Source organism: Paenibacillus sp. J31R122, assembly GCF_056269185.1.
The window spans coordinates 93,414-110,278 of sequence record NZ_JBWDNM010000013.1; the positions used below are offsets into that span (position 1 = coordinate 93,414).

16 protein-coding genes and 1 pseudogene are annotated in these 16,865 nt (G+C 45.8%); 16 read left to right on the top strand and 1 reads right to left on the bottom strand.

Features of this window, described 5'->3' with window-relative positions:
• Positions 1-9: 9 nt before the first annotated feature.
• The 15 genes and pseudogenes from obgE (at position 10) to yajC (ending at position 15,435) form a co-directional block, all read left to right on the top strand.
• The gene (obgE, locus tag AC0YN7_RS20775; RefSeq protein WP_475811943.1) at positions 10-1,335 is read left to right on the top strand and encodes a GTPase ObgE; all 1,326 of its coding nucleotides are present in this window, start codon (positions 10-12) and stop codon (positions 1,333-1,335) included.
• Positions 1,336-1,503: 168 nt separating this feature from the next.
• The gene (locus tag AC0YN7_RS20780; RefSeq protein WP_475812078.1) at positions 1,504-1,941 is read left to right on the top strand and encodes an ACT domain-containing protein; all 438 of its coding nucleotides are present in this window, start codon (positions 1,504-1,506) and stop codon (positions 1,939-1,941) included.
• A gap of 24 nt (positions 1,942-1,965) precedes the next feature.
• Entirely contained in the window at positions 1,966-3,252 is a 1,287-nt protein-coding gene (locus AC0YN7_RS20785) for a homoserine dehydrogenase (RefSeq protein ID WP_475811944.1), read from the top strand.
• A 5-nt stretch (positions 3,253-3,257) separates the two neighbouring features.
• Positions 3,258-4,235, top strand: a complete 978-nt coding sequence (gene thrB, locus AC0YN7_RS20790; protein ID WP_475811945.1) for a homoserine kinase — start codon at positions 3,258-3,260, stop codon at positions 4,233-4,235.
• Positions 4,232-5,104, top strand: a complete 873-nt coding sequence (gene pheA / locus AC0YN7_RS20795) for a prephenate dehydratase (RefSeq protein ID WP_475811946.1) — start codon at positions 4,232-4,234, stop codon at positions 5,102-5,104. The genes thrB and pheA overlap by 4 nt, the downstream gene beginning before the upstream one ends.
• 17 nt (positions 5,105-5,121) lie before the next feature.
• Positions 5,122-5,274, top strand: a pseudogene (locus AC0YN7_RS20800) (aminotransferase class IV); the annotation flags it as partial.
• 193 nt (positions 5,275-5,467) lie between these two features.
• A complete protein-coding gene (locus AC0YN7_RS20805; RefSeq protein WP_475811947.1) occupies positions 5,468-7,408 on the top strand; it encodes a LysM peptidoglycan-binding domain-containing protein in 1,941 nt (646 codons plus the stop codon).
• A gap of 203 nt (positions 7,409-7,611) precedes the next feature.
• Entirely contained in the window at positions 7,612-8,250 is a 639-nt protein-coding gene (locus AC0YN7_RS20810; RefSeq protein ID WP_475811948.1) for a BofC C-terminal domain-containing protein, read from the top strand.
• A gap of 304 nt (positions 8,251-8,554) precedes the next feature.
• Positions 8,555-9,058 (top strand): crossover junction endodeoxyribonuclease RuvC, encoded by a 504-nt coding sequence (gene ruvC, locus AC0YN7_RS20815; RefSeq protein WP_475811949.1) that lies wholly within the window; start codon positions 8,555-8,557, stop codon positions 9,056-9,058.
• Positions 9,055-9,690 (top strand): Holliday junction branch migration protein RuvA, encoded by a 636-nt coding sequence (gene ruvA / locus AC0YN7_RS20820; protein WP_475811950.1) that lies wholly within the window; start codon positions 9,055-9,057, stop codon positions 9,688-9,690. Before ruvC ends, ruvA begins: the two co-directional genes overlap by 4 nt.
• Before the next feature lie 19 nt (positions 9,691-9,709).
• Positions 9,710-10,711: a Holliday junction branch migration DNA helicase RuvB gene (gene ruvB, locus AC0YN7_RS20825; RefSeq protein WP_475811951.1), complete on the top strand. Its 1,002-nt coding sequence runs from the start codon at positions 9,710-9,712 to the stop codon at positions 10,709-10,711.
• Between the two features lie 54 nt (positions 10,712-10,765).
• Complete coding sequence (locus AC0YN7_RS20830; protein WP_475811952.1) at positions 10,766-12,886, top strand: SpoIID/LytB domain-containing protein; 2,121 nt, start codon at positions 10,766-10,768, stop codon at positions 12,884-12,886.
• A gap of 10 nt (positions 12,887-12,896) precedes the next feature.
• Positions 12,897-13,943, top strand: a complete 1,047-nt coding sequence (gene queA, locus AC0YN7_RS20835) for a tRNA preQ1(34) S-adenosylmethionine ribosyltransferase-isomerase QueA (protein WP_475811953.1) — start codon at positions 12,897-12,899, stop codon at positions 13,941-13,943.
• Between the two features lie 22 nt (positions 13,944-13,965).
• Positions 13,966-15,099 (top strand): tRNA guanosine(34) transglycosylase Tgt, encoded by a 1,134-nt coding sequence (tgt, locus tag AC0YN7_RS20840; protein WP_475811954.1) that lies wholly within the window; start codon positions 13,966-13,968, stop codon positions 15,097-15,099.
• A 15-nt stretch (positions 15,100-15,114) separates the two neighbouring features.
• A complete protein-coding gene (gene yajC / locus AC0YN7_RS20845; RefSeq protein WP_475811955.1) occupies positions 15,115-15,435 on the top strand; it encodes a preprotein translocase subunit YajC in 321 nt (106 codons plus the stop codon).
• Positions 15,436-15,480: 45 nt separating this feature from the next.
• Here the strand turns inward: yajC and AC0YN7_RS20850 are convergent, their stop codons facing one another.
• Positions 15,481-15,885 carry a TIGR04086 family membrane protein gene (locus AC0YN7_RS20850; RefSeq protein ID WP_475811956.1) on the bottom strand — a complete coding sequence of 135 codons (405 nt, stop codon included), beginning with the start codon at positions 15,883-15,885 and terminating at the stop codon, positions 15,481-15,483.
• A 180-nt stretch (positions 15,886-16,065) separates the two neighbouring features.
• Between AC0YN7_RS20850 and AC0YN7_RS20855 the strand changes: the two genes are divergently transcribed.
• Positions 16,066-16,857, top strand: coding sequence for a YetF domain-containing protein (locus AC0YN7_RS20855; RefSeq protein ID WP_475811957.1), 792 nt, complete (start codon positions 16,066-16,068; stop codon positions 16,855-16,857).
• Positions 16,858-16,865 lie beyond the last annotated feature (8 nt).

Below are 16,865 nucleotides of genomic sequence, written 5' to 3' on the forward strand. Positions count from 1 at the left end.
GGGCACAACATGTTTGTTGATAAAGCTAAGATATATGTAAAAGGCGGCGACGGCGGCGATGGTATCGTTTCGTTTCGTCGTGAGAAGTATGTAGAGCAGGGTGGACCTGCAGGCGGAGATGGCGGACGCGGAGGCGACTTAATATTCCAAGTGGATGAAGGGCTTCGCACTTTAATGGATTTCCGCTATCAGAAGCATTTTAAGGCGAATCGCGGTGAACGCGGCAAAGTAAAAAGCATGCATGGCGCGGGTGCTGAAGATACGACGGTACGTATACCGCCGGGTACAATCATAATCGATGATGATACTCAGGAAATTATTGCGGATATGACTCGACACGGACAGAAGATCGTTATTGCCAAGGGTGGACGCGGCGGTCGAGGCAACATTCGTTTTGCTTCTCAAAGCAACCCTGCTCCATATATTTCGGAGAACGGCGAGGAAGGTCAAGAGCGCTGGGTCGTACTTGAGCTTAAGGTTATGGCGGATGTTGGGCTTGTTGGTTTTCCAAGTGTCGGTAAATCGACATTGCTTTCTGTCGTTTCAGGAGCAAAGCCAAAGATTGGCGCCTATCATTTCACAACGATTACTCCTAACTTAGGCGTTGTTGACGTTGGCGAGGGCAGAAGCTTCGTTATGGCGGATTTGCCTGGACTAATCGAAGGCGCTCACGAAGGTGTAGGTCTCGGTCATGAATTTTTGCGGCATGTTGAACGGACGCGGGTAATTATTCACGTTATCGATATGTCAGCGTCTGAAGGACGTGACCCATTCGATGATTGGGTTAAAATTAATGCTGAGCTTGTGCTTTACAATGAGAAGCTTGCTGATCGTCCGCAGATTATTGCGGCTAACAAAATGGATATGCCAGGCGCGGAAGAGCAGCTGGAGCTATTTAAGGAGCAGCTTGATGCCGTGCGCGGCGAACGTGAGTATCAGATCGTACCGATCTCCTCACTGACAAAGCAAGGCATTCAAGAATTGCTTTATAAAGCGGCTGATATACTCGATACGGTATCTGAGCAGGTTGAAATAGAAGATGTGAAGGATGTTTCAGAACGTAAAGTATATACGTACGAGAAACGTGAGGATACAACGTTTACCATTCATAAAGAAGATGAGGTTTATGTCGTTGTAAGCGCGGGTATCGAGAAGTTCATGAAGCGGACGAACCTGACTTCGTATGACGCGGTTATGCGATTTGCGCGTGTTATGCGGAAGATGGGTGTCGATGCTGCCTTGCGTAAGCTAGGTGCAAAGGATGGCGACATGGTACAGATCGGTGACTTCGCATTCGAATTTTTTGAAGGAAATGATTACAACCCGAACGGCTAGGACATCGCAAAACATAAGGGTTGAAGGAGAGGCGGCGCAAGCCGTCTTTTTTGGTTTATGAATTTTTACGCTTGTTATATAATCATATTACCTATTGCCACCTATTGAATATTTCGATATAATGTCCACTATACATGAACAATTGTCTTTTTGAGGAGGACATAAATCCTGGATAATCGCTATTATGTCGTTCGGGAGGATATTTTGCCGGAAGCCATTATGAAGACGATACAAGTGAAAGAGATGCTAAGTCGAGGCGACGCGGTTACGGTTCATGAAGCGGTTGAACGCGTAGGTCTCAGCCGAAGCGCTTTTTATAAGTATAAGGATGGCATATATGCACTTAATGAATTGAAACGAGAACGAATCGCGACGATCTCCATGGATTTGGAGCATCGATCCGGTGTGTTGTCTAAAGTGCTCAGCACGGTGGCTAGTCTAGAGGGGAATGTTCTGACGATGAATCAGACGATACCGCTGCAGGGCTTTGCCAACGTCGTCATTTCCGTCGATATTTCGCAGCTTTCCGGGGATCTGTCATCGCTGGTCGAATTGCTTCGCAGTCTGACTGGTGTACGTAAAGCATCAGTTATAGGACAAGGATAAAAGTTACAACAATGGAGGGTATATATGAAGCCGGTTAAAGTTGGTTTGTTAGGTTTAGGAACTGTAGGAACAGGTGTTGTTCGCATAGTAGAGGGACATCAATCTGATTTGCAAAGTCAGGTTGGTTCACCGATCGTAATTGAAAAGGTGCTTGTCCAAAATAAAGAAAAGGCACGTAATATCTCTGTTGATGCGAATAAGCTGACAGAGGATCCATGGGAAATCATTCGTCATCCGGACATAGATGTTATTGTTGAAGTAATGGGCGGTATTGCGCTTACGAAGGAATATATTTTAGAAGCACTGTCCCTAGGCAAGCATATCGTTACGGCAAATAAAGATCTAATGGCGCTTCACGGGCCAGAGATTTTGGAAAAAGCAAAGGAAAATCATTGCGATGTGCTTTATGAAGCAAGCGTAGCAGGTGGTATTCCAATTATTCGTACGCTTGTTGAAGGCTTCGCCTCTGATCGTATTACGAAGATTATGGGTATTGTGAATGGTACGACTAACTTTATTTTGACTAAGATGAGTCAAGAAGGAGCTTCCTATCTAGACGTACTGAAGGAAGCGCAGGAGCTTGGCTACGCGGAGTCGGATCCGACATCTGATGTCGAAGGTCTCGATGCCGCGCGCAAAATGACAATTCTTGCAACGATCGGCTTCCGAGCGAATGTAGCGCTTGAGGATGTGTCGGTTCAAGGTATTTCATCTGTAAGTAAAGAAGATATTTTGTATGCCAAGCGTCTTGGCTATGAAGTTAAGCTGCTCGGTATCGCAGAGAGTCAAGATGATCTAATCAGCATAAGCGTACAACCTACGATGGTGAAGCAATCTCATCCAATAGCATCGGTAAATGGCGTATTTAACGCGGTTTATGTGTACGGTGAGGCCGTTGGAGAAACCATGTTCTACGGTGCTGGAGCCGGGGAGCTTCCTACTGCTACGTCAATTGTATCCGATCTAGTGGCCGTTGCGAAAAACTTGAAGCTCGGTGTGAACGGCAGACAGGGCAGCCTATCCTACAAAGAAAAGAAGCTGAAGACAGATGAGCAAATATCTTCCAAATACTTCTTGCTTCTTAAGGTAGCTGATCGTGCTGGCGTTCTATCACGCATCACACAAGTATTTGCTGACTTTGAGGTTAGTCTGGAATCGGTATTGCAACAGCCTACCCCTATGAATCCGGATGCTGAGATTATCGTCATTACTCATGATGCCAATAAAGCAGCTATTCAGAAGGTACTTGCAACGTTCGAATCACTTGATGTGGTTCACAAAGTGAAGAGCGTATACCGCGTAGAAGGGTAACCCGTATGGATAATCGCAGAGTCATCGTTAAAGTACCGGCGAGTACGGCAAATCTTGGACCAGGCTTCGATACGCTCGGAATGGCACTGTCCTTATATTCATGGATTGAAATGAGCGCGTCGGATCAAACTGAATTTCAGCTTCACGGCGATCAGATGAAAGGGTTGCCTAAGGATAAAACAAATCTAATCTATAAAGTGGCGCAGCTTGTCTTCGAGGAAGCGGGAGTGTCCGTTCCTGAGCTTTTTATTTCAATGTACAGCGATATTCCGCTTACACGCGGACTTGGAAGCAGCGCTTCGGCGATAATTGGGGCGCTTGTTGCCGCAAATGCATTGATAGGCAGTCCGCTATCTAACGATAAATTGTTTCAAATGGCAACTAAGTTGGAAGGTCATCCTGATAATGTTGGCGCTTCGCTATTCGGCGGAATTGTTGTATCGGCGTGGGATGGAGAACGTGCCGATTATGTGCGTATTGATCCTCATCCGATGCTGCAGACATTGGTAGCTATCCCATCGTTTCAGCTTTCCACCGAGAAGGCAAGAACTGCGCTGCCAGCACAGTTAAGTATGGCAGACGCTGTATTTAACGTCAGCCGCAGCTCTTTGCTTGTCGCTGCGCTTGCAACTGGCGAGCTGGGAATCATTCGTCACGCGATGAAGGATCGTCTGCATCAGCCTTATCGTGCAGCTTTGATTCCAGGCATGACGACCATATTAGAGCAAGCATCTGAGCACGGCGCGCTCGGAGCAGCGCTTAGTGGGGCTGGACCGACACTGATAGCATTTGTTGCGGCGGATTGCGCGGATAAAGCAGCTTTGGAAAGCTTTTTTGTAAATACATTGAAGCAGGAAGGACTTGCAGTTAATATGTTATGGCTAGCGCCATGCGGTGATGGACCGCAAATTACGATTGAACATAAAGCGGAGCATGCCGCCATTCCGTTATTGGATAGGATTAAAGGAGAATTGGTAGGATGAAGACGATAGCGGTATTGCCAGCCGGCTCCGTATCGGATGAAGCGGCGAGACATTTGTTTCGTGGCGAAGAAGTAAGTTGGAAGCATCATCGTCTTATATCAGACGTGTTCTTGTCTACGGTCAACGGGGTCAGTGATTATAGCGTTATTCCTATCGAGAATACAATAGAAGGCTCGGTTAGCCTCCATATGGACTGGCTGGTGCATGAGGTTGATCTCCCCATTCAAGCTGAGTGGGTATACCCGTCAATTCAGAATCTAATTGGCAGACAGACTGAGCTGATGGACCATTCCGGTCAGATTGATTATTCACGAATTAATAAAGTATTTAGTCATCCAGTAGCAATCGCGCAGTGTCTGCAATTTTTGCGGACTCATTTGCCGCACGCGATCACGGAGCATGTCAGCAGCACTGCCGAAGGCGTGCGGATTGTGCAAAATAACCCGGATGCTGGTTGGGCCGCAATCGGAACGATGACTGCTGCAGCTAATGAAAACTTGGATGTGTTGAATCATGCAATTACGGATCATGATAACAATTACACTCGCTTCTTGCTTGTTGGTTCAGAGCCTTATACTGCGCGCCATTCCGATCTAATCAAGACAAGTATATTAGTTACGCTGCCTGAGGATTATCCGGGTGGTCTTCATCAAATGCTTTCAGCGTTCGCTTGGCGGAAAATTAACCTTTCGCGTATAGAATCCCGTCCTACGAAGAAGAAGCTTGGCAATTACTATTTCTATATCGATATCGATATGGCTCTTGATACAGTGCTGCTTCCTGCAGCTCTGCAAGAAATTGAAGCAATTGGATGCCAAACTCGTGTACTTGGAAGCTATCCGAGCTTTACTGAAGCGCAGCTTTCATAACGTTCCAGATGCCCTTAAGCGATAACATATTCATTATCAAAAAAAGGTACCGTGTTTACGCCTCTGTGCTATGTAGGCGCCCTTGAGGGCATTACTCGGGGTGCTAATATGGAATTATGTGCTGCAACGGTTATAAGATCAAGGAGGAGCCTTTCACGCTGCATGATGTGTTGACGGGGTTAAAGTATACGAATAGCCATATAAAACAAGTAAAGCCGGGTACACGATAAAAAGTGTGCTCGGCTTTACTATTTTTTTTGTGAAAGTGGAGACACCTGCCCATGTTCTGCATAGGATGTAAGGAATGATAGCAGGCGCATGTTGTGCCTGGTTACTCAGAACGTGACAGGAGGTTTTCAGCGAGTGAAAATTCATATGGTAAAAAAAGGAGATACATTGTACTTTATCGGCCAAAAGTATAACGTATCGCTGGAAGAAATTTTGAAGCTGAATCCGGGAATCACGAATCCGGATGCCATCGAGGTTGGAACAAAGTTAAAAATTCCATCTAGCCAAAGTGGTTCTGGAGGAATGGACATCATGCATCAGCATATTGTTAAGCAAGGGGATACGCTATGGAAGCTATCCAAGGCGTGGGGTGTGCCGCTAGCGGATATGATTAAAGCGAATCCGCAGCTGAAAAATCCTAATGTTTTACTTACTGGAGAAATAGTTAACATTCCGAAGGCTGGCGGAACTATTCCACCTTCGACTGCTATGCCGAACAATACGGAAGGTAATAATGGCCATCATGCACTTCACCCAACCTCCATTATGCAGGGAGTACAGGGTTGGGTCGGAAAGTTGTCGACAGCTCCTATAATTGGAAAGACACCGACGGGTCCAATAACAGGCAAGACACCCACAGCGCCAATAGCTCCTGAAGTACCTGCAGCTCCCGTTGTTCCTGTTGCTCCCGTAGCACCGACAGCTCCTGTTGAAGAAAAAAAGCCAACAGCACCAATAGTCAAACCGAAAGCACCAGTCGTAAAGCCAGTTGCTCCTAAAGCGGCACCTGCTCCGAAGCCTGTTGAGGTTGAGCCTGCAGCGAAAAAGGCACTGCCAATTGAAAAGCCAGTGGAGAAAAAGCTTCATCCGATTCATTCTGAATATAAGCCTAACGTTGACTTGTTTAAGCAATACGGCGTTCCGGCTACTGAAGCAATGTCATTGTATGATTTACCAAAAGCGCCTGAAGCGGTATCTCCAAATTTGCAGCAGATTACTTACGGTAGTTACGGCTATACGCAGTCTATGACCTTGCCAGCGCATACCGGTCACGGCTATGGTGCTTGGCAGCAGCCGATGCCTTATGAAAATGCGATCAGTCCGCTAAGTCAAGGAGCTGTTGATCCATTTGAATGCCCACCAGGAATGGTTTACGTCGGAGGCTACCATTCTCCATCTAATATGCCGCTAGAAGCGGGAATGGGCGGGGAATACGGTATGCCTATGATGAACACCATGCAGCAAGGCGCAATGGAAAATAACGGAAATTGGACAGCTGGTGCATCGGCTATGCCAAATCAGCCTATGGTATCCCCGCTCGCGATGAGTCCGAACCAAGGAATGGTATCCCCAATGTCGATGGGGCCAAATCAAAGTATGGTATCCCCAATGTCGATGGGGCCAAATCCAAGTATGGTATCCCCGATGTCGATGGGGCCAAATCAAAGTATGGTATCCCCGATGTCGATGGGGCCAAATCAAAGTATGGTATCCCCGATGTCGATGGGGCCAAATCAAAGTATGGTATCCCCGATGTCGATGGGACCAAATCAAAGTATGGTATCCCCGATGTCGATGGGGCCAAATCAAAGTATGGTATCCCCGATGTCGATGGGTCCGAACCAAGGAATGGTATCCCCAATGTCGATGGGTCCGAATCAAAGCTGGGTATCTCCTTCGAGTATGCAGCCTGAACAGGGCTTCGGTTATGGATATGGCAACCCGAACGTATCGCCAGAGAGCATACAACCTGGACACGGATACGGAGTTGCACATGCAAGCGCGCATCAAGAATCGGAGCATGGCTATGGATATCCAGTAGCTTCTTTCCCGCCATATCCACCATACCCGCCTTACCCAACGTGGCCGCAAACAGCAGGCGCGAATCAAGATGATTGCGGCTGTAAAGGAAGCCGTGTTACTCAAAAATCAAATATACGCTCAGAAGATGGAGCGCCAAAAGCAGCTAAAGCGGCAGCTCCGAGAAAAAACACAAAAAAAGCGATTATCCGAACAGTAACATCGCGGCCAAAACAAAGGAAAAGCCATCGTAGCCTTCCTTGGATAAATCGTTAATGAGCTCAATGTAGGACCAAAAAGCTTCTGTTTTCTCCTCTGCGCGGCGGAGAGACAGAAGCTTTTTGTTGTGCTGTTTACTGCTTGCAAGTATTCTCCGACTTCGAGGTTTTGTATCTGTATGGATGAGTTAGAAATCATTTGCATAAATAAGTAATCGTGGAGTCATACTATCAAAAAATATAATAAAAGGGGTCTTCCTCATGATGGAATTCAGCCTCTGGAAGCAGATAAAAAAACGTCTCCGTCGAAATCGTCGACCACACTGGATGTTAGGCAGTATCGTGCTGTTGATGTTCATATTCGGACATAGCTTGAAGCAGACTGACAGTGTACACGCATCGGCGGGACCGGAGGAGCATCACCAGAGCATTATTGAAACACTACAGGGTCAGAAGGAACCGTTGTCAGTTAATTTGCACATTGTCTATGTATGCGGCGAAGAGTATAAGCCGATGGGACGAATGATGTCGAGCCAACTCGCTCAGCTTCTACAAGGTCACCCGGATTGGACAGCAGTTCTGGACAAGCATAAGGATACTGTTCTTTTGGAGCAGCACGTTGATGATTTATCGCAGCACTGTAAGTTAAATGCCTATATGGGCATGGACAAAGCGGGTAATTTAACTCTCTATGACGGTGTGCCAAAAAAGGAGAAGGTCGTTCGTACGTTTTTTCAGTTAGATGTCAGTTATATGGAAAGCAGTTTGCCGCAGGACAAGCTTGATGAGCTGGCAAAGGGAATACGAATCAGTGATATCGATGAATACAACAGTATTCTATCTACGTATAGCGACTATGCGAAAGAGCTGAATGAAAAGGTAATGAAACCAACCTATTAGCCATTTATTAGAGGAAGAGGGCGTCCGAAAGGATGCTCTCTTTATTGTGTTTACAGTCCATTGCAGTTGAAATATCAAACGCGCGTTCTCATTCACGCCAACTTTTGCTATAATGAATGGAGCAAACAAAGCGAATGCTTACGAAGCAAGATTTACTTCGTAAAACTTAAGGTAATGCTTACGAAGCAAGTTTTACTTCGTAAAACTTAAGGTAATGCTTACGAAGCAAGTTTTACTTCGTAAAACTTAAGGTAATGCTTACGAAGTAAGTTTTACTTCGTAAAACTTTTGGGGAGTTGGAATTTTGCGCGTTCTTGGAATAGACCCGGGTATAGCAATTGTAGGATTTGGTTTTATCGATAAAATAGGGCATAAGCTCGTACCCGTTCAATACGGAGCTATTCAGACAAAGGCACATACGCCGCCAGAGGAGCGTTTGCTGCAAGTCTATGAATCTGCAATCTCTCTAATGGATAAATATAAACCGGATGCTGTTGCGGTTGAGAAGCTGTTCTTTAACCGGAATGTAACGACGGCTTTTGATGTTGCACAAGCGAGAGGTGTCATTATACTAGCTGCCGCGCAACGCGGTTTAATGATAGGAGAATATACGCCTCTGCAGGTGAAGCAGGCGGTTGTTGGTTACGGGAAAGCGGAGAAAAAGCAAGTGCAAGAGATGGTCAAAATATTTCTGAAGCTTTCGGCTGTACCAAAGCCCGACGATGTAGCTGATGCGCTTGCAGTGGCCATTTGTCATGCCCATTCCGCTGTTATGACTCAGAAAATTAATGAGGTGAAGCGTACGTGATTGATTTTTTAAGAGGCCCTGTCGTTCATTTAGATTCAGAATATATCGTTCTAGATGTTAGAGATATAGGCTACCGAGTGTTTACGCCGAGTCCTTATGCGTTCGCTGGCAAAGATGAGCCCGTTACTGTATTCATCCACCATCATGTTCGCGAGGATGCTATATTATTGTTTGGGTTTGAAACGAGAGAGCAGCAAACTTTATTTCGGAAGCTGCTAGATGTTTCTGGAATCGGGCCACGTGTAGCCTTAGGTATATTATCTGCTGGCAGTCCTGATGCGGTAATTAACGCTGTTCAACAAGAAAATATTGTGTATTTAACGAAGCTGCCGGGGATCGGTAAAAAAACAGCACAGCGTATGATTCTTGATTTAAAAGACAAGCTTGTGGGGCTTGGATCAGAAGTAGGGTTATTTGCGACGAATGTTCTTGATCCTGATTCTAAAGTTGGCAGCGGAGGTACTCAAGGCGCTGGAACAGCATGGAAAGAGGCGCGTGAGGCATTGTCGGCTCTTGGCTATACCGCAGCAGAGCTTGACCAAGCGTGGAACGGTCTGCAGGATTCTGTGACGGCGGATGAACCGGTTGATAAATTGATGAAACGGGCTTTGCAACAGCTCTTTAAAGGCTGACGGAAGGAGCTGAACGAGTGTGGATGATAGAATCATTTCTGCAAACCTAATGATGGAAGAGGAAACGGTAGAGCTTAGTTTGCGCCCGCGTTATTTAGCTGAGTATATCGGGCAAACAAAGGCCAAAGAAAACTTGAAAATTTATATAGAAGCGGCAAAAATGCGCAAAGAAGCGCTTGATCATGTGCTTTTATATGGACCGCCGGGGTTAGGTAAAACAACGTTATCCAATATTATTGCAAATGAGCTAGGTGTTAATCTTCGCACAACATCGGGACCTGCAATTGAACGGCCTGGTGATCTTGCTGCGTTATTAACGAATCTGCAAGAGGGCGATGTGCTGTTTATTGATGAGATTCATCGGCTGCATCGTACGGTAGAAGAAGTACTGTATCCGGCGATGGAAGACTTTGCGCTAGATATTATGATTGGAAAGGGCCCAAGTGCCCGCTCGGTGAGACTGGATTTGCCACCCTTTACATTAATCGGGGCGACAACAAGGGCAGGCCTGCTATCAGCGCCGCTGCGCGATCGATTCGGTGTCGTTAGTCGACTTGAGTTCTATACGATTGATGAGCTTTCGTTTATAGTATCTCGCACATCCGAGATTTTGGGCGCCAGCATCGTAGGGGAGGCCGCCTCGGAGATAGCGATGCGTTCACGCGGGACACCGCGTATTGCGAACCGCCTGCTAAAGCGAGTGCGTGATTTTGCACAGGTTCGCGGCGACGGAGTCATTACGCACGAGATCGCAAGATCAGCGCTGGAGCTGCTTCAAGTGGATCCGATGGGACTCGATAGTATTGACCACAAAATGCTGTATGCCATGATGACAACCTTTGCTGGCAGACCGGTGGGCTTGGATACTATCGCTGCTACCATAGGCGAGGAAAGCCAGACGATTGAAGATGTGTATGAGCCTTATTTGATGCAAATTGGTTTTTTGCAGCGTACACCCCGCGGTCGAATCGCGACCGATAGCGCCTATCGACATCTAGGTCTTCCAATGCCCGGAAAGTAGCAATTAGATGAGTGGTTGCCATGTGACAGCCAGACAGAGGAGAGAACAACAATCATGTCAAATAATTGGTCGATGAAACGTCTAAGTATACTGACCCTTGCAGGTATATTGCTAGTATCTGCTTGGACAGCTTGGCCGTCACAAGCGGCAGTACCGAAGCTGGATAATATTCGTGTTGCGTTATTTGCTCAATTGCCAGCGAAAAACTTCAATGATACGACTGCAACAGCAACTTTTTCATCTGCTGGAGGTTTGCAGATCGGTACAAGGCTGCCGGACGGTATTAATAATTGGTTCAAAATTCCCGCGAATGAGCAAAGTCGGTTCACTGTAGACGACTACAAAATAAAATTGTTTGAATCGGATAAGTTTGCTTCTGCTCTTGCTGTTTATCAAAGAGTGCAAGCAGCAAAGGGCTCCGGTTACATAACATCATTGTCCAAAAAAGGAGTCATTACTTATCAAGTAACAGAAGGCACTTATAAGACGGCCGCTGAGGCAACTGCCGGCATAAATAAATGGGCTGCTGACGCAGAGCTGAAAAAACTGGTTGGTGGTTTTAAAGCGTTGATTCAAGGGCCGCTTCATCTTGAGACCGCGCCGTTTGCAAGCAAGGCTGCTGCGGCTGAAGCCGCAAACTCGTTTGGAAATATCGGACTGGACGCTTTCATTGCAATGCGCTCTTCGCAGAAGGATACGGTCAGCTATTCGGTAATGGTTGGCTCCGCGGCAACAGAAGCGGAGCTGCAAATTATTAAGGCAGCGGCGTCTAAAGCGCCTAATGGAAGCAGTTTGAAGGCAGCCGATGCGGGGGCCCCATATTTACTTATCCGCAACGAGCATTCAATTAGCAAAGCCGTAAACAGCACTGAGCTGTATTCGTATACCGGAACCGATACGAAAATTATGGTTTCACCGATTACTGCTGATTTCATCAAGCTAAATGAGCGCAGCAACCGAACTTACCGTGGTGTGTTCGAGCTTAGTGTGCTGAACGGCCGTATGGCGGTTGTAAATGAGCTTCCGTTTGAACAGTATTTATATTCGGTTACGGGGGCAGAGATGTTTTCTTCATGGCCGGAGGAAGCGTTGAAGGCTCAAGCGGTAGCCGCGCGGACATACGCATTAAATAAAGGATTCGGATTTCAAATTGCGCATGTAGTAGATACAGTCTTAAGCCAAGCTTATTATGGAACTAGCTGGGAACGTCCATCGACCATTGCTGCGGTAGATCAAACAGCAGGAGAAGTAGCTTTATATAACGGTAAGGTCATTGAAGCGCTATTCTCCTCAAGCAGCGGCGGCATTACGGCAGACGCTAAGGAGATATGGAATAACTCCGTCTCCTATTTTAAGCCTATTAGCAGCCCGGATCAATCATCAGAGGCAGGTCTTCATAGCTGGTATAGGGTAGTACTGGAGAGTGGAGATATCGGGTATATCCGCGAGGATCTGCTCGACGACAGCGGTCAGATTACAGCTGCGGGAAGCCGAATTATGAAGGTAAACGCGGATGGAACTATGGTTCGTAAGCATCCAATGGTCCAAGACAGCATTCCGTTAATTGCTCAACTAAACCGTGGTGAATCCGTTATTGAACTGGAGAAAACGATTGAATCGAATCAGATGAATTGGGTCCGTGGGCCATACACCTCTCAGGAAATGTATGCTGCAATTAATGCGCGCGCGATAACTAAACTTACTAGTCCTCCCGTCACAATGGAAGTAAGCGAGCGCGGACCATCTGGCCGTGCCACTGCAATAACAGTCAACGGGCAGCTGCTGGATGTGAAATATCCTGACGCCTTTCGTGCAACGTTAGGTGTGCAAGGTTCACTTCCAAGCACATTGTTCCAAATAGAAGAAACGGCTAAAGTCAGCATGCTTGGCGCAGGACAAGCAGCAAAAACAAAAACAGCAAGTACTCAGACGATATATACGATTGGAGCTGGCGACAAAGTTTCAGAATCGAATAATGCCAACTTATTCATACTAAGCTCAAACGGACAACTTCGCGCAGCGACAAAGGAACCTTCCTTCCGTTTTGTAGGCAGAGGAAATGGACATGGACTTGGCTTATCACAGTATGGAGCGCTTAGCCTGGCACAGCAAGGGTATGACTATCAATATATTTTGAAATACTACTATAAAGATGTAACTATAGCTAAGGAATGATGGATACGATATGAATGTAGATTGGTTTGATTTTGAATTACCAGAGCATTTAATAGCCCAGACACCGCTCCTTGATCGGACGGCATCTAGACTGCTAACCTTAAACCGGCAAACTGGTGAAATTGCACATCGTGCATTTACTGATTTAGAGCAATATGTAGAAGCTGGGGATGTGCTTGTATTAAATGATACGAGAGTTATTCCCGCGAGGCTTACAGGCATAAAAAGTGACACTGGCGCAAAAATCGAGCTGCTGCTGTTGAAACAGCTGGGCGAAGATCGCTGGGAAACGTTAGGCAAGCCAGCCAAACGTCTAAAAGTAGGAACAGAGCTCTCCTTTGGTGATGATGGTAACGGAAATCCACTGCTTCGCGCGGTCATCGAGCAAGAGGGTGAGATGGGTGGACGTACGATTCGCTTTGAATATAAAGGAATCTTTCAAGAACTGCTAGACCGTCTGGGCGAGATGCCGTTGCCGCCATATATTAAAGAAAGACTTGAGGAACGGGAACGTTATCAAACGGTTTATTCTCGGCATGCAGGCTCAGCAGCAGCGCCGACTGCAGGATTGCATTTTACTGAAGACTTTCTTCAAAAGCTGCAAGAAAAGGGTGTTAAGCTTGCCTATGTTACGCTGCATGTTGGTTTAGGCACATTCCGTCCTATGTCAGTTGATTTAGTTGAGGATCATGCTATGCATGAAGAATATTACGAGCTGGACGAGCATAATGCACAAATTATTCAAGCAGCGAAAGAGAGTGGAGCTCGTATTATTGCGGTCGGGACAACATCGTCCAGAACGCTTGAGACGGTAGCGGCTCGCTTCGAGGATAAACCTATTACGGCATGCAGCGGTTGGACTTCGATCTTTATTTTTCCAGGGTATTCATTTAAACTTGTTAATGCGTTACTCACCAATTTTCATTTACCAAAATCAACACTCGTTATGCTAGTGAGCGCGCTCGCTGGACGCGATGCCGTCATGCATGCCTATGAAGAAGCGATTGCGTGCGAATATCGATTCTTCAGCTTCGGCGATGCGATGTTCATTTACTAATTAAGGATAGGAAGCGTGAATTGTGGCTGTAAAATATGAATTAATTAAACAATGCAAGCAATCGGGAGCTCGGCTTGGACGTGTCCATACACCGCATGGCATTATCGAGACACCGACCTTTATGCCGGTTGGAACACAAGCTACTGTTAAAACAATGAGTCCGGAAGAGCTCAAGTCAATGGAGGCTCAAATTATTTTGAGCAACACCTACCACTTATTTTTGCGTCCGGGACATGACATTATAAAGCGGGCAGGCGGACTCCATAAGTTTATGAATTGGGACAGACCCATTCTAACGGATAGCGGCGGCTTTCAGGTGTTTAGCTTGAGTGAGATGCGTAAAATAACGGAAGAGGGCGTACATTTTCGTTCTCATTTAAACGGAGATAAAAAGTTTCTATCGCCGGAAGTGGCGATGGAAATTCAAAACGCACTGGGCTCGGATATTATGATGGCGTTCGATGAATGTCCGCCTTTCCCAGCGGAATACGATTATGTAAAAAAATCGCTTGAACGTACGACGCGTTGGGCGGAGCGTTGCCTGGAAGCACATGCAAGACCGCATGATCAAGGCTTATTCGCTATCGTTCAGGGTGGAATGCACAAAGATTTGCGTATTCAGAGCGCAACGGATTTGACTTCCATGGATTTCCCGGGGTATGCTATTGGTGGACTGAGCGTAGGAGAGCCTAAGCATCTGATGTATGAGGTGCTTGATTATACGGTTCCCGTTTTACCTGCTAATAAGCCGCGTTATTTAATGGGAGTTGGCTCACCGGATGCTTTAATTGAAGGCTCCATTCGTGGTATCGACATGTTCGATTGCGTTCTCCCGACTCGTATTGCTAGAAATGGGACAACCATGACAAGCGAAGGAAGACTTGTCATTCGGAATGCGAAATACGCTGAAGATTTTGGTCCTCTTGACCCGAACTGTTCATGCTACACATGCACGAACTATTCTAGAGCGTACATACGTCATTTAATCAAAGCGGATGAGACATTCGGAATGAGATTAACGACTACTCACAATTTGCATTTCTTACTACAGCTCATGCGGGACGTTCGCGAAGCGATTATGGAAGATCGGTTGCTTGATTTCCGTGACTCCTTCTTCACAAGCTACGGACTGTTCGATAATGAGAAAGGTTTTTAGAAGGGGGGGATTTCGATGTGGCTAGCAGCTGATGCGGGTACAGGCACAGGTAATATTTTTAATATGATTTGGCCGTTTATTCTTATGTTTGCGGTGTTTTATTTTCTTCTCATTCGTCCTCAGCAGAAGAAACAAAAGCAGCGTACTGCTTTGCTAAACCAATTGAAAAAAGGCGATAAAATTTCGACAATTGGCGGTTTGCATGGTACTGTTGTAGAGTTGACGGATGACACTGTTGTGCTTCGCGTTAATGATACAACAAAAATGACTTATGAGCGTAGTGCAGTGAGTACGATAATTAATTCTGCTCCGACAACTTCTCTTGAAAAAGAATAATGAATCAAAAAACGGCTGACATTTTCCATGTCCGCCGTTTTTATTTCATTTTTTTAGGTTTACCCCGATCATCCCTCCGAAAGCACCAGCTGCAAGCACGGCTCCCAGTAGAAGAGCGCTATACCAGGATAGCGATGCGTTAGACGCTAGGAAGCTAATTATTAATACGATCAACCCGTATAATAATCCGAGCAAAGAGCCATTATACCAGCCTTTTTTCTCAGAACGCTTTCCAGAAGTTAAACCTCCTACAAATGAAGAAAAGGCATGAATTGCAAGTGCATAGGAAGGCAGATCTCCTTCCTTCATACTCGAAAAGTGTAAAAGCAGAGACAACAGCAGTGCCCCGACTGCAAGCCATATCATTGAAAAAAGCACCCCAGCAAGTAATGGTGAAGTAATTAGAGGTGGTTTAGGAGCATGTTTGACCGAGCTTTTGACCGAACTCATCGTATTCCCCCATTCGTTATGAACGTATTACTAATCCATATGGTCAAGCTGGTCGGATTAGTACAACTTCATGAAATCAGCGATTGCCATAAATTCGTGTATCTTCTCTCGTATGATGTCTGTACCTGTAGGTCAGAATAGCTGTACGTACAAATACAGTTGACATCAGCTGGCATGACAATGTCGAGGAGGCGGTTTCCACTGGAGTTTTGGAGCCTGTTGGTCCGGACGGTGATCATTTATTTCGTCGTATTTCTGATCATTAGATTTATGGGGAAGCGGGAGATTGGCAAGCTATCCGTGTTCGATCTCGTCATTTCTGTAATGATCGCTGAAATTGCCGTTATAGTGGTTGAGGATTCGAAACGAGCGATGTGGGAAGGGATTCTTCCTATGGTCACCTTGTTGCTCATTCAAATTAGCAGTGCATTTATGACGATGAAAAATCGTAAGCTAAGACTTTTGTTTGATGGTAAACCAAGCGTTATTATTGACAAAGGAAAAATAAACAGTGAAGTCATGCACAAGCAAAGGTACAATTTAGATGATCTAATGCTTCAGCTTCGTGAAAATCGAATTAGCTCGGTTTCCGACGTAGAATTTGCGATTTTGGAAACGAGCGGAAAGCTATCCGTCATTTCAAAGGAAGACGCCGGGACATCAAATGAAAGTGATGAAGAAGAAAATAACAATTTAGGCGGCAGTCCATCAGGCTTGAGGAAAATGGAAAAACAGGATAGTAAGAAAAAAATAATTCCACCTGGATATCGCTTTGAAATTTTGCCTATTCCGCTTATTATGGATGGTAAGGTTCAGAATGAAAGTCTAGAAAAACTTGAGAAAACAAGGTTTTGGCTCAAAAACGTGCTGCAAGATGAAGGCGTTAATGATTTCAAAGATGTATTCTTTTGTACGATAGACCATAGAGGAAAGTTGTTTGTAGATGTGAAAAACAGAAAACCGCGATTCTAAAGAGGGGA

What these genes read in the sequence shown, in the direction of transcription:
- AC0YN7_RS20785 (WP_475811944.1), top strand. Translation starts at nt 1,966, where the DNA reads ATGAAGCCGGTTAAAGTTGGTTTGTTAGGTTTAGGAACTGTAGGAACA.
- AC0YN7_RS20810 (WP_475811948.1), top strand. Translation starts at nt 7,612, where the DNA reads ATGATGGAATTCAGCCTCTGGAAGCAGATAAAAAAACGTCTCCGTCGA.
- AC0YN7_RS20850 (WP_475811956.1), bottom strand. Translation starts at nt 15,885, where the DNA reads ATGAGTTCGGTCAAAAGCTCGGTCAAACATGCTCCTAAACCACCTCTA.
- yajC (WP_475811955.1), top strand. Translation starts at nt 15,115, where the DNA reads ATGTGGCTAGCAGCTGATGCGGGTACAGGCACAGGTAATATTTTTAAT.
- AC0YN7_RS20855 (WP_475811957.1), top strand. Translation starts at nt 16,066, where the DNA reads ATGTCGAGGAGGCGGTTTCCACTGGAGTTTTGGAGCCTGTTGGTCCGG.
- pheA (WP_475811946.1), top strand. Translation starts at nt 4,232, where the DNA reads ATGAAGACGATAGCGGTATTGCCAGCCGGCTCCGTATCGGATGAAGCG.
- AC0YN7_RS20830 (WP_475811952.1), top strand. Translation starts at nt 10,766, where the DNA reads ATGTCAAATAATTGGTCGATGAAACGTCTAAGTATACTGACCCTTGCA.
- thrB (WP_475811945.1), top strand. Translation starts at nt 3,258, where the DNA reads ATGGATAATCGCAGAGTCATCGTTAAAGTACCGGCGAGTACGGCAAAT.
- obgE (WP_475811943.1), top strand. Translation starts at nt 10, where the DNA reads ATGTTTGTTGATAAAGCTAAGATATATGTAAAAGGCGGCGACGGCGGC.
- queA (WP_475811953.1), top strand. Translation starts at nt 12,897, where the DNA reads ATGAATGTAGATTGGTTTGATTTTGAATTACCAGAGCATTTAATAGCC.